This is a genomic window from Pseudomonas peradeniyensis (assembly GCF_014268935.2).
In the GTDB taxonomy this organism is placed as follows: Bacteria; Pseudomonadota; Gammaproteobacteria; order Pseudomonadales; family Pseudomonadaceae; genus Aquipseudomonas; species Aquipseudomonas peradeniyensis.
In genome coordinates this window covers 851,399-867,720 of record NZ_JABWRJ020000003.1, presented here as the reverse complement: position 1 = coordinate 867,720, position 16,322 = coordinate 851,399, and the positions used below count along the sequence as shown (strand labels likewise).

The window sequence follows — 16,322 nt, the reverse complement described above, 5'->3', positions numbered from 1 at the left end:
GCAGTGAAACTGGCATTCAGTCTATCTATCACATATCCGAATTTTTAAAGAACGATCTGACAAAAGTCAGAAATCAACATTCATCAACGAATGTTCATTTCTAAGTTCTGAGCAGTGCTGCGAAACCTGAAAGAGTGGTGGAGCCAAGCGGGATCGAACCGCTGACCTCCTGCGTGCAAGGCAGGCGCTCTCCCAGCTGAGCTATGGCCCCATTTGACCAGCCGCACCAAGTAATTGGTAGGTCTGGGCAGATTTGAACTGCCGACCTCACCCTTATCAGGGGTGCGCTCTAACCAACTGAGCTACAGACCTATAACAGGGTCGCGTTACAGCATCGTCTTTACACAATGAATCAAGCAATTCGTGTGGGAGCTCATCAGCAGGCTGATGTCTTCGATTAAGGAGGTGATCCAGCCGCAGGTTCCCCTACGGCTACCTTGTTACGACTTCACCCCAGTCATGAATCACACCGTGGTAACCGTCCTCCCGAAGGTTAGACTAGCTACTTCTGGTGCAACCCACTCCCATGGTGTGACGGGCGGTGTGTACAAGGCCCGGGAACGTATTCACCGCAACATTCTGATTTGCGATTACTAGCGATTCCGACTTCACGCAGTCGAGTTGCAGACTGCGATCCGGACTACGATCGGTTTTGTGAGATTAGCTCCACCTCGCGGCTTGGCAACCCTCTGTACCGACCATTGTAGCACGTGTGTAGCCCAGGCCGTAAGGGCCATGATGACTTGACGTCATCCCCACCTTCCTCCGGTTTGTCACCGGCAGTCTCCTTAGAGTGCCCACCATAACGTGCTGGTAACTAAGGACAAGGGTTGCGCTCGTTACGGGACTTAACCCAACATCTCACGACACGAGCTGACGACAGCCATGCAGCACCTGTGTCAGAGTTCCCGAAGGCACCAATCCATCTCTGGAAAGTTCTCTGCATGTCAAGGCCTGGTAAGGTTCTTCGCGTTGCTTCGAATTAAACCACATGCTCCACCGCTTGTGCGGGCCCCCGTCAATTCATTTGAGTTTTAACCTTGCGGCCGTACTCCCCAGGCGGTCAACTTAATGCGTTAGCTGCGCCACTAAAATCTCAAGGATTCCAACGGCTAGTTGACATCGTTTACGGCGTGGACTACCAGGGTATCTAATCCTGTTTGCTCCCCACGCTTTCGCACCTCAGTGTCAGTATCAGTCCAGGTGGTCGCCTTCGCCACTGGTGTTCCTTCCTATATCTACGCATTTCACCGCTACACAGGAAATTCCACCACCCTCTACCATACTCTAGCTCGCCAGTTTTGGATGCAGTTCCCAGGTTGAGCCCGGGGCTTTCACATCCAACTTAACGAACCACCTACGCGCGCTTTACGCCCAGTAATTCCGATTAACGCTTGCACCCTCTGTATTACCGCGGCTGCTGGCACAGAGTTAGCCGGTGCTTATTCTGTCGGTAACGTCAAAACAGCAAGGTATTAACTTACTGCCCTTCCTCCCAACTTAAAGTGCTTTACAATCCGAAGACCTTCTTCACACACGCGGCATGGCTGGATCAGGCTTTCGCCCATTGTCCAATATTCCCCACTGCTGCCTCCCGTAGGAGTCTGGACCGTGTCTCAGTTCCAGTGTGACTGATCATCCTCTCAGACCAGTTACGGATCGTCGCCTAGGTGAGCCATTACCTCACCTACTAGCTAATCCGACCTAGGCTCATCTGATAGCGCAAGGCCCGAAGGTCCCCTGCTTTCTCCCGTAGGACGTATGCGGTATTAGCGTTCCTTTCGAAACGTTGTCCCCCACTACCAGGCAGATTCCTAGGCATTACTCACCCGTCCGCCGCTGAATCAAGGAGCAAGCTCCCGTCATCCGCTCGACTTGCATGTGTTAGGCCTGCCGCCAGCGTTCAATCTGAGCCATGATCAAACTCTTCAGTTCAATACTGCTTGGGTTTTTAAGAAACCCTAAACTTGGCTCAGCAATCTCAAATGACTATGTGATTTCTCGCATGGCCACTTGTGATGCTGATAATCTTGGCGACTATCAGTCCGTACTCACAAGCACCCACACGAATTGCTTGATTCAATTTGTTAAAGAGCGTTTGGCCAAGAGCTTTTCATCTCAACCGAGGCGCGCATTCTACGCTTTCCTCATTTCGTGTCAAGCGTTTATTTTGAGGTTTTTAACGAAGAACTCGTTTCACTTCAAACACTTGACTCGCTGCGATCTCTCGTAGCGGGAGGCGAATCATACAGCGTTACAACCTGCTGCCAACTGCCTTTTTCACCGCTGCCGATCAGATGATCGAAGCACCTCCGCAACCCTCTTCAACAATCAACTCATTGATATTCAAGGAGTTTTTCGTTCCGATGTCGCTGGAAGTGGGGCGCATTATAAGGGGATCTGACAGGGCGTCAACCGTTAATTTCATTAAAGTGAAATATCGGGGGAAAAGACCGCGTCGGGGGCTGCCAGGTGCTCGCCACAGCCATAGCACCTATATAAGCAGCCAAGAAACAAAGCGGGGCGGCCTGTCGGCCGCCCCGCTTTCATCCCTGTGCCTTACAGGCTCGGGAACGCAAACTGCGAAGCCTCATGGCTGGCCCGCTGTGGCCAGCGCTGGGTAATCGCCTTGCGACGGGTATAGAAGCGCACACCGTCCGGGCCATAGGCATGCAGGTCGCCGAACAGCGAACGCTTCCAGCCACCAAAGCTGTGGTACGCCACCGGCACCGGCAGCGGTACGTTGACACCGACCATGCCCACTTCGATCTCGTCGCAGAACAGCCGCGCCGCCTCACCGTCACGGGTGAAGATGCAGGTACCGTTGCCGTACTCGTGCTCGTTGATCAGCTGCATGGCCTGTTCCAGGCTGTTCACCCGCACCACGCACAGCACCGGGCCGAAGATCTCTTCCTTATAGATGCGCATCTCGGGGGTGACTTTGTCGAACAGGGTACCGCCGACAAAATAGCCATCCTCGTTACCGGCCACACGGTAGCCACGGCCATCGACCACCAGCTTGGCGCCAGCGGCAACGCCGTCATCGATGTAGCCCACCACCTTGTCACGCGCGGCGGCGGTCACCAGCGGGCCCATGTCCAGGCCACAGGCAGTGCCGGCACCAATCTTCAACGCCTTGATCTGCGGCTCCAGCTTGGCGATCAGTGCATCGGCCACCTGGTCGCCGACACACACCGCCACCGAAATGGCCATGCAGCGTTCGCCGCAGGAACCGTAGGCCGCGCCCATCAGCGCGCTGACGGCGTTGTCCAGGTCGGCGTCGGGCATCAGCACCGCATGGTTCTTCGCGCCACCCAGGGCCTGGACGCGCTTGCCGCGCTTGGTGCCCTCGGCATAGATGTACTCGGCGATCGGGGTCGAACCGACGAAACTCAGGGCCTTGACCTCCGGCGCCTCGATCAGCGCATCGACCGCTTCCTTGTCGCCATGCACGACATTGAGGATGCCCTTCGGCAGGCCGGCTTCCAGCAGCAGCTGGGCGATGTACAGGGTCGAGCTCGGATCGCGCTCGGACGGTTTGAGGATGAAGGCGTTACCGCAGGCGATGGCCAGCGGGTACATCCACAGCGGCACCATGGCCGGGAAGTTGAACGGGGTGATGCCGGCGACGATGCCCAGCGGCTGGAAGTCAGACCAGGCATCGATGTTCGGGCCGACATTGCGGCTGTACTCACCCTTGAGCAGTTCAGGGGCGGCGCAGGCGAACTCGACGTTCTCGATGCCGCGCTTGAGCTCACCCGCGGCATCTTCCAGGGTCTTGCCGTGCTCCTCGCTGATCATCTGCGAGATCTTCGCCTCGTTCTGCTCCAGCAGCTGCTTGAAGCGGAACATCACCTGGGCACGCTTGGCCGGCGGGGTGTTGCGCCAGGCCGGGAAGGCGGCCTTGGCCGAATCGATGGCCTGCTGGATGGTGGCGCGGCTGGCCAGTTCGACCTTGCGCACGGCCTGGCCGGTGGACGGGTTGAAGACATCGGCGGTGCGCTCGCCCTTGGTGACCAGCTCGCCGTGGATCAGGTGCTGAACAATGCTCATGCAGAACTCCAGATAAAGGAAGGTAGAGACAGGCGCGTGGTACTCACGCGCCCGACGTCAAAATCAGAAAAGTCAGTCGACCTTGTTCAGGACTTCGCCCACCGCGTCGAACAGGCGATCCAGCTCTTGCGGCTGGGTGTTGAAGGTTGGCCCGAACTGCAGGGTGTCGCCACCGAAGCGCACATAGAAGCCGGCTTGCCACAGCTTCATGGCCGCCTCGTACGGACGGACGATGGCGTCACCGTCGCGCGCGGCGATCTGGATGGCGCCCGCCAGGCCATAGTTGCGGATGTCGACGACGTTCTTCGTCCCCTTGATGCCGTGCAGCAGCTTCTCGAAGTGCGGCGCCAGCTCGGCGGCGGACTGCACCAGGTTTTCCTTTTGCAGCAGGTCCAGCGCAGCGATACCGGCGGCGCAGGCGACCGGGTGCGCCGAGTAGGTGTAGCCGTGGGGGAATTCCACCGCGTACTCGGGGGTCGGCTGGTTCATGAAGGTCTGGTAGATCTCGCTGGTGGCGATCACCGCGCCCATCGGGATGGCGCCGTTGGTGACCTGCTTGGCGATGCACATCAGGTCCGGGGTGACACCGAAGGCTTCGGCGCCGGTCATCGCGCCCATGCGGCCGAAGCCGGTGATCACTTCGTCGAAGATCAGCAGGATGTTGTGCTGGCTGCAGATCTCGCGCAGGCGCTTGAGGTAGCCCTTCGGCGGCGGCAGCACACCGGCGGAACCGGCCAGCGGTTCGACGATCACCGCGGCGATGTTCGAGGCGTCATGCAGCTCGATCAGCTTGAGCATCTCGTCGGCCAAGGCGATACCGCCCTCTTCCGGCATGCCCTTGCTGAACACGTTGGCCGGCAGCACGGTGTGCGGCAGGTGGTCGACGTCCAGCAACTGGCCGAACAGCTTGCGGTTGCCGTTGACGCCGCCCAGGCTGGTGCCGGCGATGTTCACGCCGTGGTAGCCGCGGGCACGGCCGATGATCTTGGTCTTGGTGGCCTGGCCCTTCAGGCGCCAGTAGGCACGGACCATTTTCAGCGCGGTGTCGGCGCACTCGGAACCGGAGTTGGTGAAGAACACGTGGTTCAGGTCGCCCGGCACCAGGTCGACGATCTTCTCGGCCAGCTGGAACGACAGCGGGTGGCCGAACTGGAAGGCCGGCGAATAATCGAGGGTGGCGACCTGACGGGCCACCGCCTCGCTGATCTCCTTGCGGGTATGCCCGGCACCGCAGGTCCACAGGCCCGAGAGGGCGTCGAACACCTTGCGGCCCTTGTCGTCGACCAGGTAGTTGCCTTCGGCCGCCACGATCAGCCGCGGGTCGCGCTGGAAGTTGCGGTTGGCGGTGTACGGCATCCAGTGGGCGTCCAGCTTGAGCTGGCTGGCCAGACCGGCCTGGGCGGTTTCGGGCATGTTCATCGGGCGATTCCTCGGAAGACGATTAGGCAACGATGGGTGTTGTTGCAGCTAAATTGTCACGGCGATAAAGTTCGAAAAACCCAGCATTTCTAATCTTCAGTCAGCGGATAACTAAACTAATGAGCCGACGCCCCGATCCCCTCGCCCAGGTCAGCGATTTCGACATCCGCCTGCTGAAAATCTACCGCAGCGTCGTCGAATGCGGCGGCTTCTCGGCGGCGGAGAACGTGCTGGGGATCGGCCGCTCGGCGATCAGCCAGCAGATGAACGACCTCGAGCAACGCCTGGGGCTGCGTCTGTGCCAACGAGGCCGCGCCGGTTTTTCGCTGACCGAGGAAGGCCGCGAGGTCTACCACTCGGCGCTGCAGTTGCTCAGCGCCCTGGAAACCTTTCGCACCGAAGTGAACGGCCTGCACCAGCACTTGCGCGGCGAACTGAACATCGGCCTCACCGACAACCTGGTGACCCTGCCGCACATGCGCATCACCCATGCCCTGGCCGAACTGAAGGACCGCGGCCCGGACGTGCACATCCAGATCCGTATGATCGCGCCTAGCCAGGTCGAACAGGGCGTGCTCGACGGCAGCCTGCATGTCGGCGTGGTGCCACAGACCAGCCCGCTCTCCGGGCTCGAATACCAGCCGCTGTACAGCGAGCGCTCGCTGCTCTACTGCGCGGTCGGCCATCCGCTGTTCTATGCCGATGACCAGCAGATCGACGACGATCGCCTCAATGGCCAGGATGCGATCGCCCCGACCTTCCGCCTGCCGGCCGACATCCAGGCCCATTACCAGGCCCTGCGCTGCACCGCCAGCGCCTCGGACCGCGAAGGCATGGCCTTCCTCATCCTCACCGGGCGCTACATCGGCTACCTGCCCGACCATTACGCGATGTTCTGGGTGCAGCAGGGACGCCTGCGTGCGCTCAAGCCCGCCCAGCGCTTCTATGACCTGGGCCTGAGTTGGGTGACGCGCAAGGGCCGCCGGCCGAACCTGGTGCTGGAAAGCTTCCTCGAGAGTCTGGCTGCGACACGTTGATACGCATCTCTACCGCTAATGCTTGTCACTTCGGCACAGGCAGGTAATCTGTCGGACATCCGTAACGACCCGCCCGGAATCGTCCATGACCCTAGAAGTCCCTGCGCATCGCTCCCCCGCCTCGGGCAAGCCCGCCGGCCGCATTCGCCAGAAGAACGAGCAGGCCATCATCCAGGCCGCCGAAGACGAGTTCGCCCGGCATGGCTACAAGGGCACGAGCATGAACACCATCGCGCTCAAGGCCGGGCTGCCCAAGGCCAACCTGCACTACTACTTCACCAACAAGCTGGGCCTGTATATCGCGGTGCTGAGCAACATCATCGAACTGTGGGACAGCACCTTCAACGCTCTGAGCGTGGAGGACGACCCGGCCGAGGCGCTCAGCCAGTACATCCGCACCAAGATGGAGTTCTCCCGGCGCAACCCGCAGGCCTCGCGAATCTTCGCCATGGAAGTGATCAGCGGCGGCGAATGCCTGAGCGAGTACTTCAGCGCTGATTACCGCGAATGGTTCCGCGGCCGTGCCGCGGTGTTCCAGGCCTGGATGGACGCCGGCAAGATGGACCGGGTAGACCCTGTGCACCTGATCTTCCTGCTCTGGGGCAGCACCCAGCACTATGCCGACTTCGCCACCCAGATCTGCCAGGTGACCGGCCGCAGCCGGCTGACCAAGCAGGACATGGAAGACGCCAGCAACAACCTTATCCACATCATTCTCAAAGGCTGCGGCATCAGCACGCCCGCCTGACCCGGACTTATGCCTTCTACCCTGCTCGAGCTCTGCGAGTTCCGCGAGGAAATCCGCAAGAGCCGCTTCATCACCCTCGCCGGCCCGATCAGCAGCCCGGCCGAGGCCATGGCCTTCATCGAACGCCACAGCGACCTGGCGGCCACCCACAACTGCTGGGCCTGGAAGCTCGGCGGCCAATACCGCAGCAGCGACGACGGCGAGCCTGGCGGCACGGCCGGGCGCCCGATCCTTGCCGCCATCGAGGCCCAGGACTGCGACCAGGTGGTAGTCCTGGTGATCCGCTGGTACGGCGGCATCCAGCTGGGCACCGGTGGCCTGGCCCGGGCCTATGGTGGCGGCGCCAACAAGTGCCTGCAGCAGGCGCCCAAGCGCTTGCTGGTACAGCGCAGCGAGTTCATCTGCAGTTGCACCTTCAGCGAACTGGCGCTGGTCAAGCTGCGCCTGGGCGAAGTCGACGGCCTGGTGCTGGACGAGCAGTTCACCGCCAACGGCGTCGACCTGCGCATCGCCCTGGGTGACAGCCACCTCGAGGTGCTGCAGCAGCAGCTCGCCGACCTGAGCCGCGGGCGCATCCTGCTGGAACGGGCCTGAGCGTTGCCCACAACTGCTGTGGGCCTGCCTGTGGATAAGCTTGGGGCACTCCGCTGCAGGCCCTGTTCGGCAAGGCCTGCAGCTTATTGAGCATATTTTGATCACATTTGTGTGACATAAACCCAAGTCACTGAAAGCGTGTGAGTTATCCCCAGCCACCAGCGCCTGCGTAACCTGAAACGTGCATTTTCAGGCCGCCTCGCTTGCACACAATTACTGTGGAGCAGCCTGTGGATAACCCGTGAACCACCCCACCAGACCCCGGCCCCAGCGGCCTTTCAGACCATCGATCATTTTTTGACCAGCCGCGACAGGGCAGCCGACCGCCACCTGGTTTATGCTCGTCACCCAGGCCTTCCCCTGTGGAGGGCAACCACCACGTTGTCGCGCGACGAGCGAACCTGTGCACAGCAGCGCTCGCCGCGCCCTTGATATGGAGTATCGCTATGACCGCCAACAAGACCGCCCTGATCATCGGCGCCTCCCGAGGCCTCGGCCTGGGCCTGGCGCAACGCCTGCGCGAAGATGGCTGGAACGTCGTCGCCACCGTCCGCGACCCGCAACAGCCGGGTGCGCTGGGCGAAGTCTCAGGGGTGCGCATCGAGCGCCTGGAGATGAACGACACCGCTCAGCTCGACGGGCTCAAGCAGCGCCTGCAAGGTGAAGTGTTCGACCTGGTGTTCGTCAATGCCGGGGTGATGGGCCCGCTGCCGCAGGATCTGGAAAGCGTGCAGGTACAGCAGATCGGCGAGCTGTTCATGACCAACGCCGTGGCACCTATCCGTGTGGCCCGCCGCCTGGCCGGCCAGGTGCGCGAAGGCAGCGGGGTGCTGGCCTTCATGAGCTCGATCCTGGGCAGCGTGACCATCCCCGACGGCGGCGAAGTCTGCCTGTACAAGGCCAGCAAGGCCGCGCTCAACTCGATGATCAACAGCTTCGTGGTCGAGCTGCAGCGCCCCGACCTGGCCGTGCTGGCCATGCACCCGGGCTGGGTGAAGACCGACATGGGCGGCGAGAACGCCGAGATCGACGTGCTCACCAGCACCCGTGGCATGCTCGAGCAGATCAAGGCCCAGAGCGGCAACGGCGGCCTGCGCTTCATCAACTACAAGGGCGAGGTGCTCATCTGGTAATCCCGGGCGATACCGGCCTGGGTGGGCGCATTGCCCGGCCAGGCCCTGTAGAATGGCGGCCAACCGTACCTGACCGAGATTGCACACATGTATGAATGGCTGAACGCCTTGCCCAAGGCGGAACTGCACATGCACCTGGAGGGCTCGCTGGAGCCCGAACTGCTGTTCGCCCTGGCCGAACGCAACAAGATTGCCCTGCCCTGGGCGGACGTCGAGACCCTGCGCAGCGCCTATGCCTTCAACAATCTGCAGGAATTCCTCGACCTCTACTACCAGGGCGCCGATGTCCTGCGTACCGAGCAGGACTTCTACGACCTGACCTGGGCCTACCTGCAGCGCTGCAAGGCGCAGAACGTCATCCACACCGAGCCGTTCTTCGACCCGCAGACCCACACCGACCGAGGCATCCCGTTCGAGGTGGTGCTCGAGGGCATCAACCGGGCCCTGAAGGATGGTCGCGAGCAGTTGGGCATCAGCAGCGGCCTGATCCTCAGCTTCCTGCGCCACCTGAGCGAAGACGAAGCGCACAAGACCCTGGACCAGGCCCTGCCGTTCCGCGACGCCTTCGTCGCCGTGGGCCTGGACAGCTCGGAGAAAGGCCATCCGCCGAGCAAGTTCCAGCGCGTCTTCGACCGCGCCCGCAGTGAAGGCTTCCTGACCGTGGCCCATGCCGGTGAGGAGGGCCCACCCGAGTACATCTGGGAAGCCCTCGACCTGCTGAAAATCCAGCGGATCGACCACGGCGTGCGCGCCATCGAGGACGAGCGTCTGATGCAGCGCATCATCGACGAGCAGATCCCGCTGACCGTCTGCCCGCTGTCCAACACCAAGCTGTGCGTGTTCGAACACATGGGCCAGCACAACATCCTCGACATGCTCGAGCGCGGCGTGAAGGTCACGGTCAACTCCGATGATCCGGCCTACTTCGGTGGCTACGTCACCGAGAACTTCCACGCCCTTCACCAGCACCTGGGCATGACCCAGGACCAGGCACGCCGCCTGGCGCAGAACAGCCTGGACGCGCGCCTGGTCCGCTAGCCGGCCTGTCGGGCCGGGAGGCAGGCGATCGCGTTGATCTGCTGCTGGCCGAGCGGTGTGAGCTGCACCGCCCGGCTGCCCTCCTGCTCACGCACCCAGCCCGACTGGGTGAACAGGCGAAGCAGGGCCTTGCCCAGGCAGCCGCCCAGGTGCGGGCCCTGATCGTTCCATTTGCTGCAATGGCAGATCACGCAGCCGTGCCGGTCACCCGCGGCCAGCGCATCGATGAACACCCCCAGCGCCTCCAGATGCTCCTTGCCCTCCTGGCTTACCGACAGGTACTGCTCGCTTCCTTCCAGCCAACCGGCCACATGCAGGCGGTGGAGCAGCGCGGCGGCCACTTCGCCGCCCAGGTGGTCGCCACACAGGCGCGCCTTGCGCATCGACAGGGGAATCTGCAGCGTCGTGCCCTGCTCTGCAGGTGAGCGGCTCGCCAGTTGAACGCTGGCCAGCGCCTCCACCGCGGTGCCGACCTCCGGTGTGGCCAAGCGGAAGAAGCGCTTGCGGCCACGCGCCTCATGCCTGAGCAGCCCGGCACTGGACAACAGCGACAGGTGCGCGCAGGCCGACGAGGTGCTCAAGCCGGTGAGCACGGCAAGCTCGTCCGCCGCACGCGGGGTGCCATCGATCAACGCCCACAACATGGCGCTGCGCTTGGGATCGGCCATCAGGTTGGCGACCTGACTGATGCTGCGGACTGCGTTCATGAACCTGAAGCTCCCTGATGAATCCCGCCTGCTGGCGAACGCCGCAGATGCCCTGCCTCCGGTGTGGGCAAGCGCGGGATGGTTCGTGTGCCGGATGATCGGCGCCAGCTGCGGAAAACGCTCACGCCACGCTGGTCGCCGGAGGCAGTATAAGCCGCTGGAAGGCGCTCGCCGTGAGGGAGGCATGGCCCAGGCGGGTCGGCATTCGCCTCCCAAAAAACGTTCTGAAAGATGCGTCTGTCAGAGCGATAGACGGCTAATCCTGCTCATCCCCCGTACTACCGTGGCTGTAGCGGGAACGAAGCTGACAGCTGCTATCAGGGGGCTCGATATGTCCGACAGTGAAGGGGAATATTTCCGCCTTGCAAAACAGAAGGTCTCCCTACTTCAGACCGTCATGACCGTCAGTCAGGGTACTGACCCTGGTCATGGCACGGGACGGGGGCAGCGCTACACTAGATCCGCTCCCGCTCACTGGAGGTGGATCGCGATGAAGATTGTCGTCAGTGCGTCGAACCGGAACCCCGCCTGCCCCTGGCAGGTCCAGCTCGACCAGCATGTGGTGAGTTTCCGTAGCGAGGCCGAGGCACGGTCGTTCGTCGCCCTGCTGGAGGCGCGCCTCAACGCGCCCCACCCGCTCACGCAGGCCGGCTGGCCTGCAGGCGCCGGGTCAGCACTGCGACACTGACCACCAGCGCGCCGCACAGGCTGATCACCAGCGCCATGGGCACCGCGCTGCCATCGTGCAGCACCCCGACCAGCGCCGCCGCGCCCGCGGCGACGCTGAACTGCAGGCAGCCCATCAGGGCCGAGGCACTGCCCGCACGCGTACCTTGCCCGCTCATGGCGCAGGCCGAGGCGTTGGGGATGATGCAGCCGAGGCTGGCGATGCACACGAACAGCGGTACCAGTAATGGCCAGAGCTGTGCCGGGCGCAACGCCGCGACCACCAGCAGCGCCAGCGCCGCCACCAGGTACAACCACACCGCTCGCGCCAGCAGGAACGCCGGGCCGCGCTTGGCCAGCAGCCGCGCATTGACCTGGGCCATCAGGATGAAGCCAGCGGCGTTGGTGCCGAACAACCAGCCGTAGTGCTCGGGCGGCACACCGTAGAGTTTGATGAACACGAACGGCGAACCGGCGATGTAGGCGAACATCCCGGCGATGGCGATGCCGCCGGTCAGTGCATGGCCGACGAACACCCGGTCGCCGAGCAGGCTCAGGTACTGGCGCAGCGCGCCCGACAGCGGCTGGCGCGGTATATGGGCCGGCAGGCTTTCCGGCAGGCCCAGGCCGACCGCCAGCAGGCACGCCGCGCTGAACAGGCCCAGGGCGAGGAAGATCGACTGCCAGCCGGCCACGTTGACCAGCACGCCACCGAGCATCGGCGCGAGGATCGGCGCCAGGCCCATCACCAGCATCAGCTGCGAGAACACCTTGGCCGAGGCCACCGCGTCGCACTTGTCGCTGACGATCGCCCGCGACAGCACCATCCCGGCGCAACCGCCCAGGGCCTGGACGAAACGCGCCAGGATCAGGCTGTCGAGATTGGGCGCATAGGCGCAGGCCAATGACGCCACGGTGAACAGGCCGACCCCGAACAGCAGCGGCAGGCGCCGGCCGAAACGGTCGGCCACCGGCCCGTAGGCGAGCTGGCCCAGGGACAGGCCGAGGAAGTAGGCGGCCAGGGTTGCCTGCACATGCTTTTCGTCGGTGCCGAAGGCATGCGCCATGGCCGGGAAGGCCGGCAGATAGAAGTCGATCGCCAGAGGCCCGAACGCACTGAGGGCGCCGAGAATCAGCAAGGTTCGCAGGTTCATGGAGAATCCATAGCAGGCTAAGCAAGTTCGCTAGTCTACCTGAAAACCTTTGTATTGATTTTGTGGGTGCACGACGGGAGCTTTGCATCGTCTGTCAGACCGAGCGCCGCGCGGGCGGCGCTCGATCTCATAGGCGCCGCAAGACTATCGCCATGCACACCGCGATATCTCAGGCCACTTCGGCCTGATACCCCTCTTCACGAATCGCCGCGAGGATCCGATCCGCCGCCAGGACACTCTCCACCCGCACCTGCCGCGTCGCCAGGTCCACTTCCACCCGCGCCGCCGCATCCTGCTCCTGCACCGCCCGGGTCACGCCCTTCACGCAGTGGCCACAGGTCATGCCTTGCACATTGAACACTTGCATCGAGGTTGCCTCCTTGTGGGTTTTGCCCAGTCTCAGCCTTGCCATCGGGGCAAGGTCAAGTTCCGAGAAAAACGGCCGGGCTGGAAATCCGCGCGCGGCTCGGCCAAGCTGCGCCTTTGACGATTTTGGCAAGCAGGAGATTTTTCATGATCAGGGCAGCATTGGGCCTCGTCGGATTGCTGGGCGCACTGGCCGTCGTGCCACCGGCCAGCGCCGAGGGCAATTCGGACTACAGCGTGCTGATCATTTCCCGGGAACGCCTGGAGGTGGCCACCAGCTGCGAGATCGGCATCTATCTCAACGACCAGCTGTCCGGCCGCCTGTTCCAGGAACAGGCGACCTCGTTCAACCTGCCGCCGGGCCCCGTCGATGTGCGCCTGCGCCTGCTGCCCGGGCAGGTACCCGGCTGCGCCCCCGGCGTCGAGGACCAGCGCAGCACGCGGCTGACCCTGCAGGCGGGCCAGATCAACAAATACCGGATCGCCATGGGGCACAATGGCCTGGTGCTCAAGAGAGCCGGCCTGGGCTATTGACCTTGCCCGCATGGCAAGGTTGATGCTGGAGGCCTGTCCACGGAGGAGAGAGCCATGCCCGCATCCACCACCTTCGACCTGCCGATCGGCGGCATGACCTGCGCCAGCTGCGCAGGTCGGGTCGAACGCGCCCTGCGCAAGGTCACCGGTACCGAACACGTCAGCGTCAACCTCGCCACCGAGCAGGCCCGGGTCCAGGCCCCGGCCGACAGCCTGCCGGCACTGGTCGACGCGGTGCGCGACGCCGGCTACAGCGTCCCCACCCGCACCCTCGAACTGCAGATCGGCGGCATGACCTGCACCAGCTGCGCCGGCCGGGTCGAGCGCGCCCTCGGCAAACTGCCGGGGGTCGAGCAGGTCAGCGTCAACCTGGCCAGCGAACGCGCCCACCTCGAAGTGCTCGAGGGCGTCGACGACGGCGCACTGATCGCCGCGGTCGAGAAAGCCGGCTACAGCGCCACCCTGCCGCTTGCCAGCCACGATGACCAGGCACAGGCCCGACGCCGCCTGCGCAACGAACGCCTGGCGGTCGCCGCCGCCCTGCTGCTGGCACTGCCACTGGTGCTGCCAATGCTGGTGCAACCGTTCGGCCTGCACTGGATGCTGCCGGCATGGGCGCAGTTCCTGCTGGCCACCCCGGTGCAGTTCATCCTTGGCGCGCGCTTCTACGTCGCCGCCTGGAAGGCCGTGCGCGCCGGTGCCGGCAACATGGACCTGCTGGTCGCCCTGGGCACCAGCGCCGGCTATGGCCTGAGCCTGTACCAATGGGCCAATGCGCACAGCGGCATGGAGCCGCACCTGTACTTCGAAGCCTCGGCAGTGGTGATCGCCCTGGTGCTATTGGGCAAGTACCTGGAAAGCCGCGCCAAGCGCCAGACCGCCAGCGCCATCCGGGCACTGGAGGCCCTGCGTCCGGAACGCGCCGTGCGGGTTATCGACGGGCGCGAGGAAGACGTCGCCATCAGCCAGCTGCGCCTCGACGATGTGGTGCTGGTCAAGCCCGGCGAACGCTTCCCGGTCGATGGCCAGGTGCTCGAAGGCAGCAGCCACGCCGACGAAGCCCTGATCAGCGGTGAAAGCCTGCCGGTGCCCAAGCAGCCCGGCGACGCGGTGACCGGTGGCGCCATCAACGGCGAAGGCCGCCTGCTGGTGAAGACCCTGGCGCTGGGCACCGAGACCGTGCTCGCCCGCATCATCCGCCTGGTCGAGGACGCCCAGGCGGCCAAGGCGCCGATCCAGAAGCTGGTCGACCGGGTCAGCCAGGTGTTCGTCCCTGCAGTGCTGGTGCTGGCCCTGGTCACCCTGGTCGGCTGGTGGCTGGCCGGCGCACCGCTGGAAACCGCGCTGATCAACGCCGTCGCCGTGCTGGTCATTGCCTGCCCCTGCGCCTTGGGCTTGGCCACGCCCGCGGCGATCATGGCCGGCACCGGCGTCGCCGCCCGCCATGGCATCCTGATCAAGGACGCCGAAGCGCTGGAGCGCGCCCATGCGGTCAACCGCGTGGTGTTCGACAAGACCGGCACCCTCACCTCCGGCAGCCCGCGTATCGTCCACCTGCAGGCCAGCAGCGGCGATGACAACGAACTGCTGCGCCTGGCCGGTGCCCTGCAACGCGGCAGCGAGCACCCGTTGGCCAAGGCGGTGCTCGACGCCTGTACCGAGCGCAGTCTTGACGTACCGCAAGTGACCGACAGCCAGTCCCTCACCGGCCGTGGCATCGCCGGCCAGGTGGACGGTCGCGAGCTGGCCCTGGGCAACCGCCGCCTGCTCGACGAGAGCCAACTGCTGCCGGGCGAACTGGCGGCCAGTGCCCAGGCCTGGGAGGCCGAGGGACGCACCTTGTCCTGGCTGATCGAACTCGGCAGCCAGCCCCGCGTACTGGGCCTGTTCGCCTTCGGCGACAGCCTCAAGCCCGGTGCCGGCCCGGCCATCGCCGCCTTGCATGCGCGCCACATCAGCAGCCACCTGCTGACCGGCGACAACCGCGGCAGCGCCAAGGTGGTGGCCGAGGCCCTCGGCATCGACGACGTGCACGCCGAAGTGCTGCCAGCGGACAAGGCCGCCACGGTGGCCGCGCTCAAGCAACAGGGCGTGGTAGCCATGGTCGGCGACGGCATCAACGATGCCCCGGCGCTGGCGGCCGCCGACATCGGCATCGCCATGGGCGGTGGCACCGACGTGGCCATGCAGGCGGCCGGCATCACCCTGATGCGCGGCGACCCGCGCCTGGTGCCCGCCGCCCTCGAGATCAGCCGCAAGACCTACGCGAAGATCCGTCAGAACCTGTTCTGGGCATTCATCTACAACCTGATCGGCATCCCCCTGGCCGCGCTGGGCTACCTCAATCCGGTGCTGGCCGGCGCCGCCATGGCGCTGTCCAGCGTCAGCGTGGTGAGCAATGCCCTGTGGCTGAAGACCTGGAAACCCACCGCCATCGACCAGGAGGCCCCATGAACATCGGCCAGGCCGCCCGCCGCAGCGGGCTCAGCGCCAAGATGATCCGCTACTACGAGTCCATCGGCCTGCTGCGTCCCGCCACGCGCAGCGAAAGCGGCTACCGGTTGTACCAGCAGGAGGACCTGCACAGCCTGGCGTTCATCAAGCGCTCGCGGGACCTGGGTTTTTCCCTGGAGGAAGTCGCCCGGTTGCTGACCCTCTGGCAGGACCGCCAGCGCGCCAGCGCCGATGTAAAGGCCCTGGCCACGCAACATATCGAGGCACTGAACAAGCGCATCGAGGAGCTGGTGAGCCTGCGCGACACCCTCGGCGAGCTGGTGGCCCACTGCCAGGGCGACGACCGGCCGGACTGTCCGATCCTCAAGGACCTGGCCAATGGCAGCGGGTGTTGTCACTGAAAGAGACACCAGCCGGTG

Annotated in this window: 14 protein-coding genes, 2 tRNA genes and 1 rRNA gene; 9 read left to right on the top strand and 8 right to left on the bottom strand. The window is 63.9% G+C overall.

What is annotated here, in order from left to right:
• Positions 1–135: 135 nt before the first annotated feature.
• From HU751_RS18885 to aptA, 5 genes are all read right to left on the bottom strand, one after another.
• A tRNA-Ala gene (locus HU751_RS18885) sits at positions 136–211 on the bottom strand.
• 24 nt (positions 212–235) lie between these two features.
• Positions 236–312: transfer RNA gene (locus HU751_RS18880), tRNA-Ile, on the bottom strand.
• Between the two features lie 86 nt (positions 313–398).
• Positions 399–1,935 (bottom strand): 16S ribosomal RNA (locus tag HU751_RS18875).
• 624 nt (positions 1,936–2,559) lie between these two features.
• Entirely contained in the window at positions 2,560–4,053 is a 1,494-nt protein-coding gene (locus tag HU751_RS18870) for a CoA-acylating methylmalonate-semialdehyde dehydrogenase (RefSeq protein WP_028691392.1), read from the bottom strand.
• Positions 4,054–4,125: 72 nt separating this feature from the next.
• A complete protein-coding gene (aptA, locus tag HU751_RS18865; RefSeq protein ID WP_186734478.1) occupies positions 4,126–5,472 on the bottom strand; it encodes an omega-aminotransferase AptA in 1,347 nt (448 codons plus the stop codon).
• 119 nt (positions 5,473–5,591) lie between these two features.
• Here aptA and HU751_RS18860 point away from each other — a divergent pair, with 119 nt between their 5' ends.
• From HU751_RS18860 to HU751_RS18840, 5 genes are all read left to right on the top strand, one after another.
• Positions 5,592–6,509: a LysR family transcriptional regulator gene (locus HU751_RS18860; RefSeq protein ID WP_186734477.1), complete on the top strand. Its 918-nt coding sequence runs from the start codon at positions 5,592–5,594 to the stop codon at positions 6,507–6,509.
• A gap of 85 nt (positions 6,510–6,594) precedes the next feature.
• Positions 6,595–7,257, top strand: a complete 663-nt coding sequence (locus HU751_RS18855; RefSeq protein WP_023629633.1) for a TetR/AcrR family transcriptional regulator — start codon at positions 6,595–6,597, stop codon at positions 7,255–7,257.
• A 9-nt stretch (positions 7,258–7,266) separates the two neighbouring features.
• Entirely contained in the window at positions 7,267–7,851 is a 585-nt protein-coding gene (locus HU751_RS18850; RefSeq protein ID WP_050703638.1) for an IMPACT family protein, read from the top strand.
• Between the two features lie 446 nt (positions 7,852–8,297).
• Positions 8,298–8,984 carry an SDR family oxidoreductase gene (locus HU751_RS18845; protein WP_186734476.1) on the top strand — a complete coding sequence of 229 codons (687 nt, stop codon included), beginning with the start codon at positions 8,298–8,300 and terminating at the stop codon, positions 8,982–8,984.
• 87 nt (positions 8,985–9,071) lie between these two features.
• Entirely contained in the window at positions 9,072–10,022 is a 951-nt protein-coding gene (locus HU751_RS18840; protein WP_186714949.1) for an adenosine deaminase, read from the top strand.
• Here HU751_RS18840 and HU751_RS18835 read toward each other — a convergent pair.
• Positions 10,019–10,729 (bottom strand): ArsR/SmtB family transcription factor, encoded by a 711-nt coding sequence (locus tag HU751_RS18835; RefSeq protein WP_050703635.1) that lies wholly within the window; start codon positions 10,727–10,729, stop codon positions 10,019–10,021. The genes HU751_RS18840 and HU751_RS18835 overlap by 4 nt on opposite strands.
• A gap of 490 nt (positions 10,730–11,219) precedes the next feature.
• On the opposite strand from HU751_RS18835, the gene HU751_RS26855 reads away from it, so the two are divergent.
• Complete coding sequence (locus tag HU751_RS26855; protein WP_082337625.1) at positions 11,220–11,417, top strand: hypothetical protein; 198 nt, start codon at positions 11,220–11,222, stop codon at positions 11,415–11,417.
• Here HU751_RS26855 and HU751_RS18830 read toward each other — a convergent pair.
• Entirely contained in the window at positions 11,368–12,549 is a 1,182-nt protein-coding gene (locus tag HU751_RS18830) for a multidrug effflux MFS transporter (RefSeq protein ID WP_186734475.1), read from the bottom strand. The two genes, HU751_RS26855 and HU751_RS18830, sit on opposite strands and share 50 nt — an antisense overlap.
• A 169-nt stretch (positions 12,550–12,718) precedes the next feature.
• Positions 12,719–12,916, bottom strand: coding sequence for a heavy-metal-associated domain-containing protein (locus HU751_RS18825; protein WP_186734474.1), 198 nt, complete (start codon positions 12,914–12,916; stop codon positions 12,719–12,721).
• 146 nt (positions 12,917–13,062) lie between these two features.
• On the opposite strand from HU751_RS18825, the gene HU751_RS18820 reads away from it, so the two are divergent.
• From HU751_RS18820 to cueR, 3 genes are read left to right on the top strand one after another with little or no spacing between them, the layout of a single operon-like run.
• Positions 13,063–13,449, top strand: a complete 387-nt coding sequence (locus tag HU751_RS18820; RefSeq protein WP_050703632.1) for a hypothetical protein — start codon at positions 13,063–13,065, stop codon at positions 13,447–13,449.
• A 54-nt stretch (positions 13,450–13,503) separates the two neighbouring features.
• Positions 13,504–15,903, top strand: a complete 2,400-nt coding sequence (locus HU751_RS18815; protein ID WP_186734473.1) for a heavy metal translocating P-type ATPase — start codon at positions 13,504–13,506, stop codon at positions 15,901–15,903.
• The gene (cueR, locus tag HU751_RS18810) at positions 15,900–16,304 is read left to right on the top strand and encodes a Cu(I)-responsive transcriptional regulator (protein WP_186734472.1); all 405 of its coding nucleotides are present in this window, start codon (positions 15,900–15,902) and stop codon (positions 16,302–16,304) included. Before HU751_RS18815 ends, cueR begins: the two co-directional genes overlap by 4 nt.
• The last annotated feature ends 18 nt before the right edge of the window (positions 16,305–16,322 follow it).

Bases quoted from the DNA above. Each gene is read 5' to 3' on its own strand.
- HU751_RS18870 (WP_028691392.1), bottom strand. From the start codon at position 4,053: ATGAGCATTGTTCAGCACCTGATCCACGGCGAGCTGGTCACCAAGGGC.
- aptA (WP_186734478.1), bottom strand. From the start codon at position 5,472: ATGAACATGCCCGAAACCGCCCAGGCCGGTCTGGCCAGCCAGCTCAAG.
- HU751_RS18860 (WP_186734477.1), top strand. From the start codon at position 5,592: ATGAGCCGACGCCCCGATCCCCTCGCCCAGGTCAGCGATTTCGACATC.
- HU751_RS18855 (WP_023629633.1), top strand. From the start codon at position 6,595: ATGACCCTAGAAGTCCCTGCGCATCGCTCCCCCGCCTCGGGCAAGCCC.
- HU751_RS18850 (WP_050703638.1), top strand. From the start codon at position 7,267: ATGCCTTCTACCCTGCTCGAGCTCTGCGAGTTCCGCGAGGAAATCCGC.
- HU751_RS18845 (WP_186734476.1), top strand. From the start codon at position 8,298: ATGACCGCCAACAAGACCGCCCTGATCATCGGCGCCTCCCGAGGCCTC.
- HU751_RS18840 (WP_186714949.1), top strand. From the start codon at position 9,072: ATGTATGAATGGCTGAACGCCTTGCCCAAGGCGGAACTGCACATGCAC.
- HU751_RS18835 (WP_050703635.1), bottom strand. From the start codon at position 10,729: ATGAACGCAGTCCGCAGCATCAGTCAGGTCGCCAACCTGATGGCCGAT.
- HU751_RS26855 (WP_082337625.1), top strand. From the start codon at position 11,220: ATGAAGATTGTCGTCAGTGCGTCGAACCGGAACCCCGCCTGCCCCTGG.
- HU751_RS18830 (WP_186734475.1), bottom strand. From the start codon at position 12,549: ATGAACCTGCGAACCTTGCTGATTCTCGGCGCCCTCAGTGCGTTCGGG.
- HU751_RS18825 (WP_186734474.1), bottom strand. From the start codon at position 12,916: ATGCAAGTGTTCAATGTGCAAGGCATGACCTGTGGCCACTGCGTGAAG.
- HU751_RS18820 (WP_050703632.1), top strand. From the start codon at position 13,063: ATGATCAGGGCAGCATTGGGCCTCGTCGGATTGCTGGGCGCACTGGCC.
- HU751_RS18815 (WP_186734473.1), top strand. From the start codon at position 13,504: ATGCCCGCATCCACCACCTTCGACCTGCCGATCGGCGGCATGACCTGC.
- cueR (WP_186734472.1), top strand. From the start codon at position 15,900: ATGAACATCGGCCAGGCCGCCCGCCGCAGCGGGCTCAGCGCCAAGATG.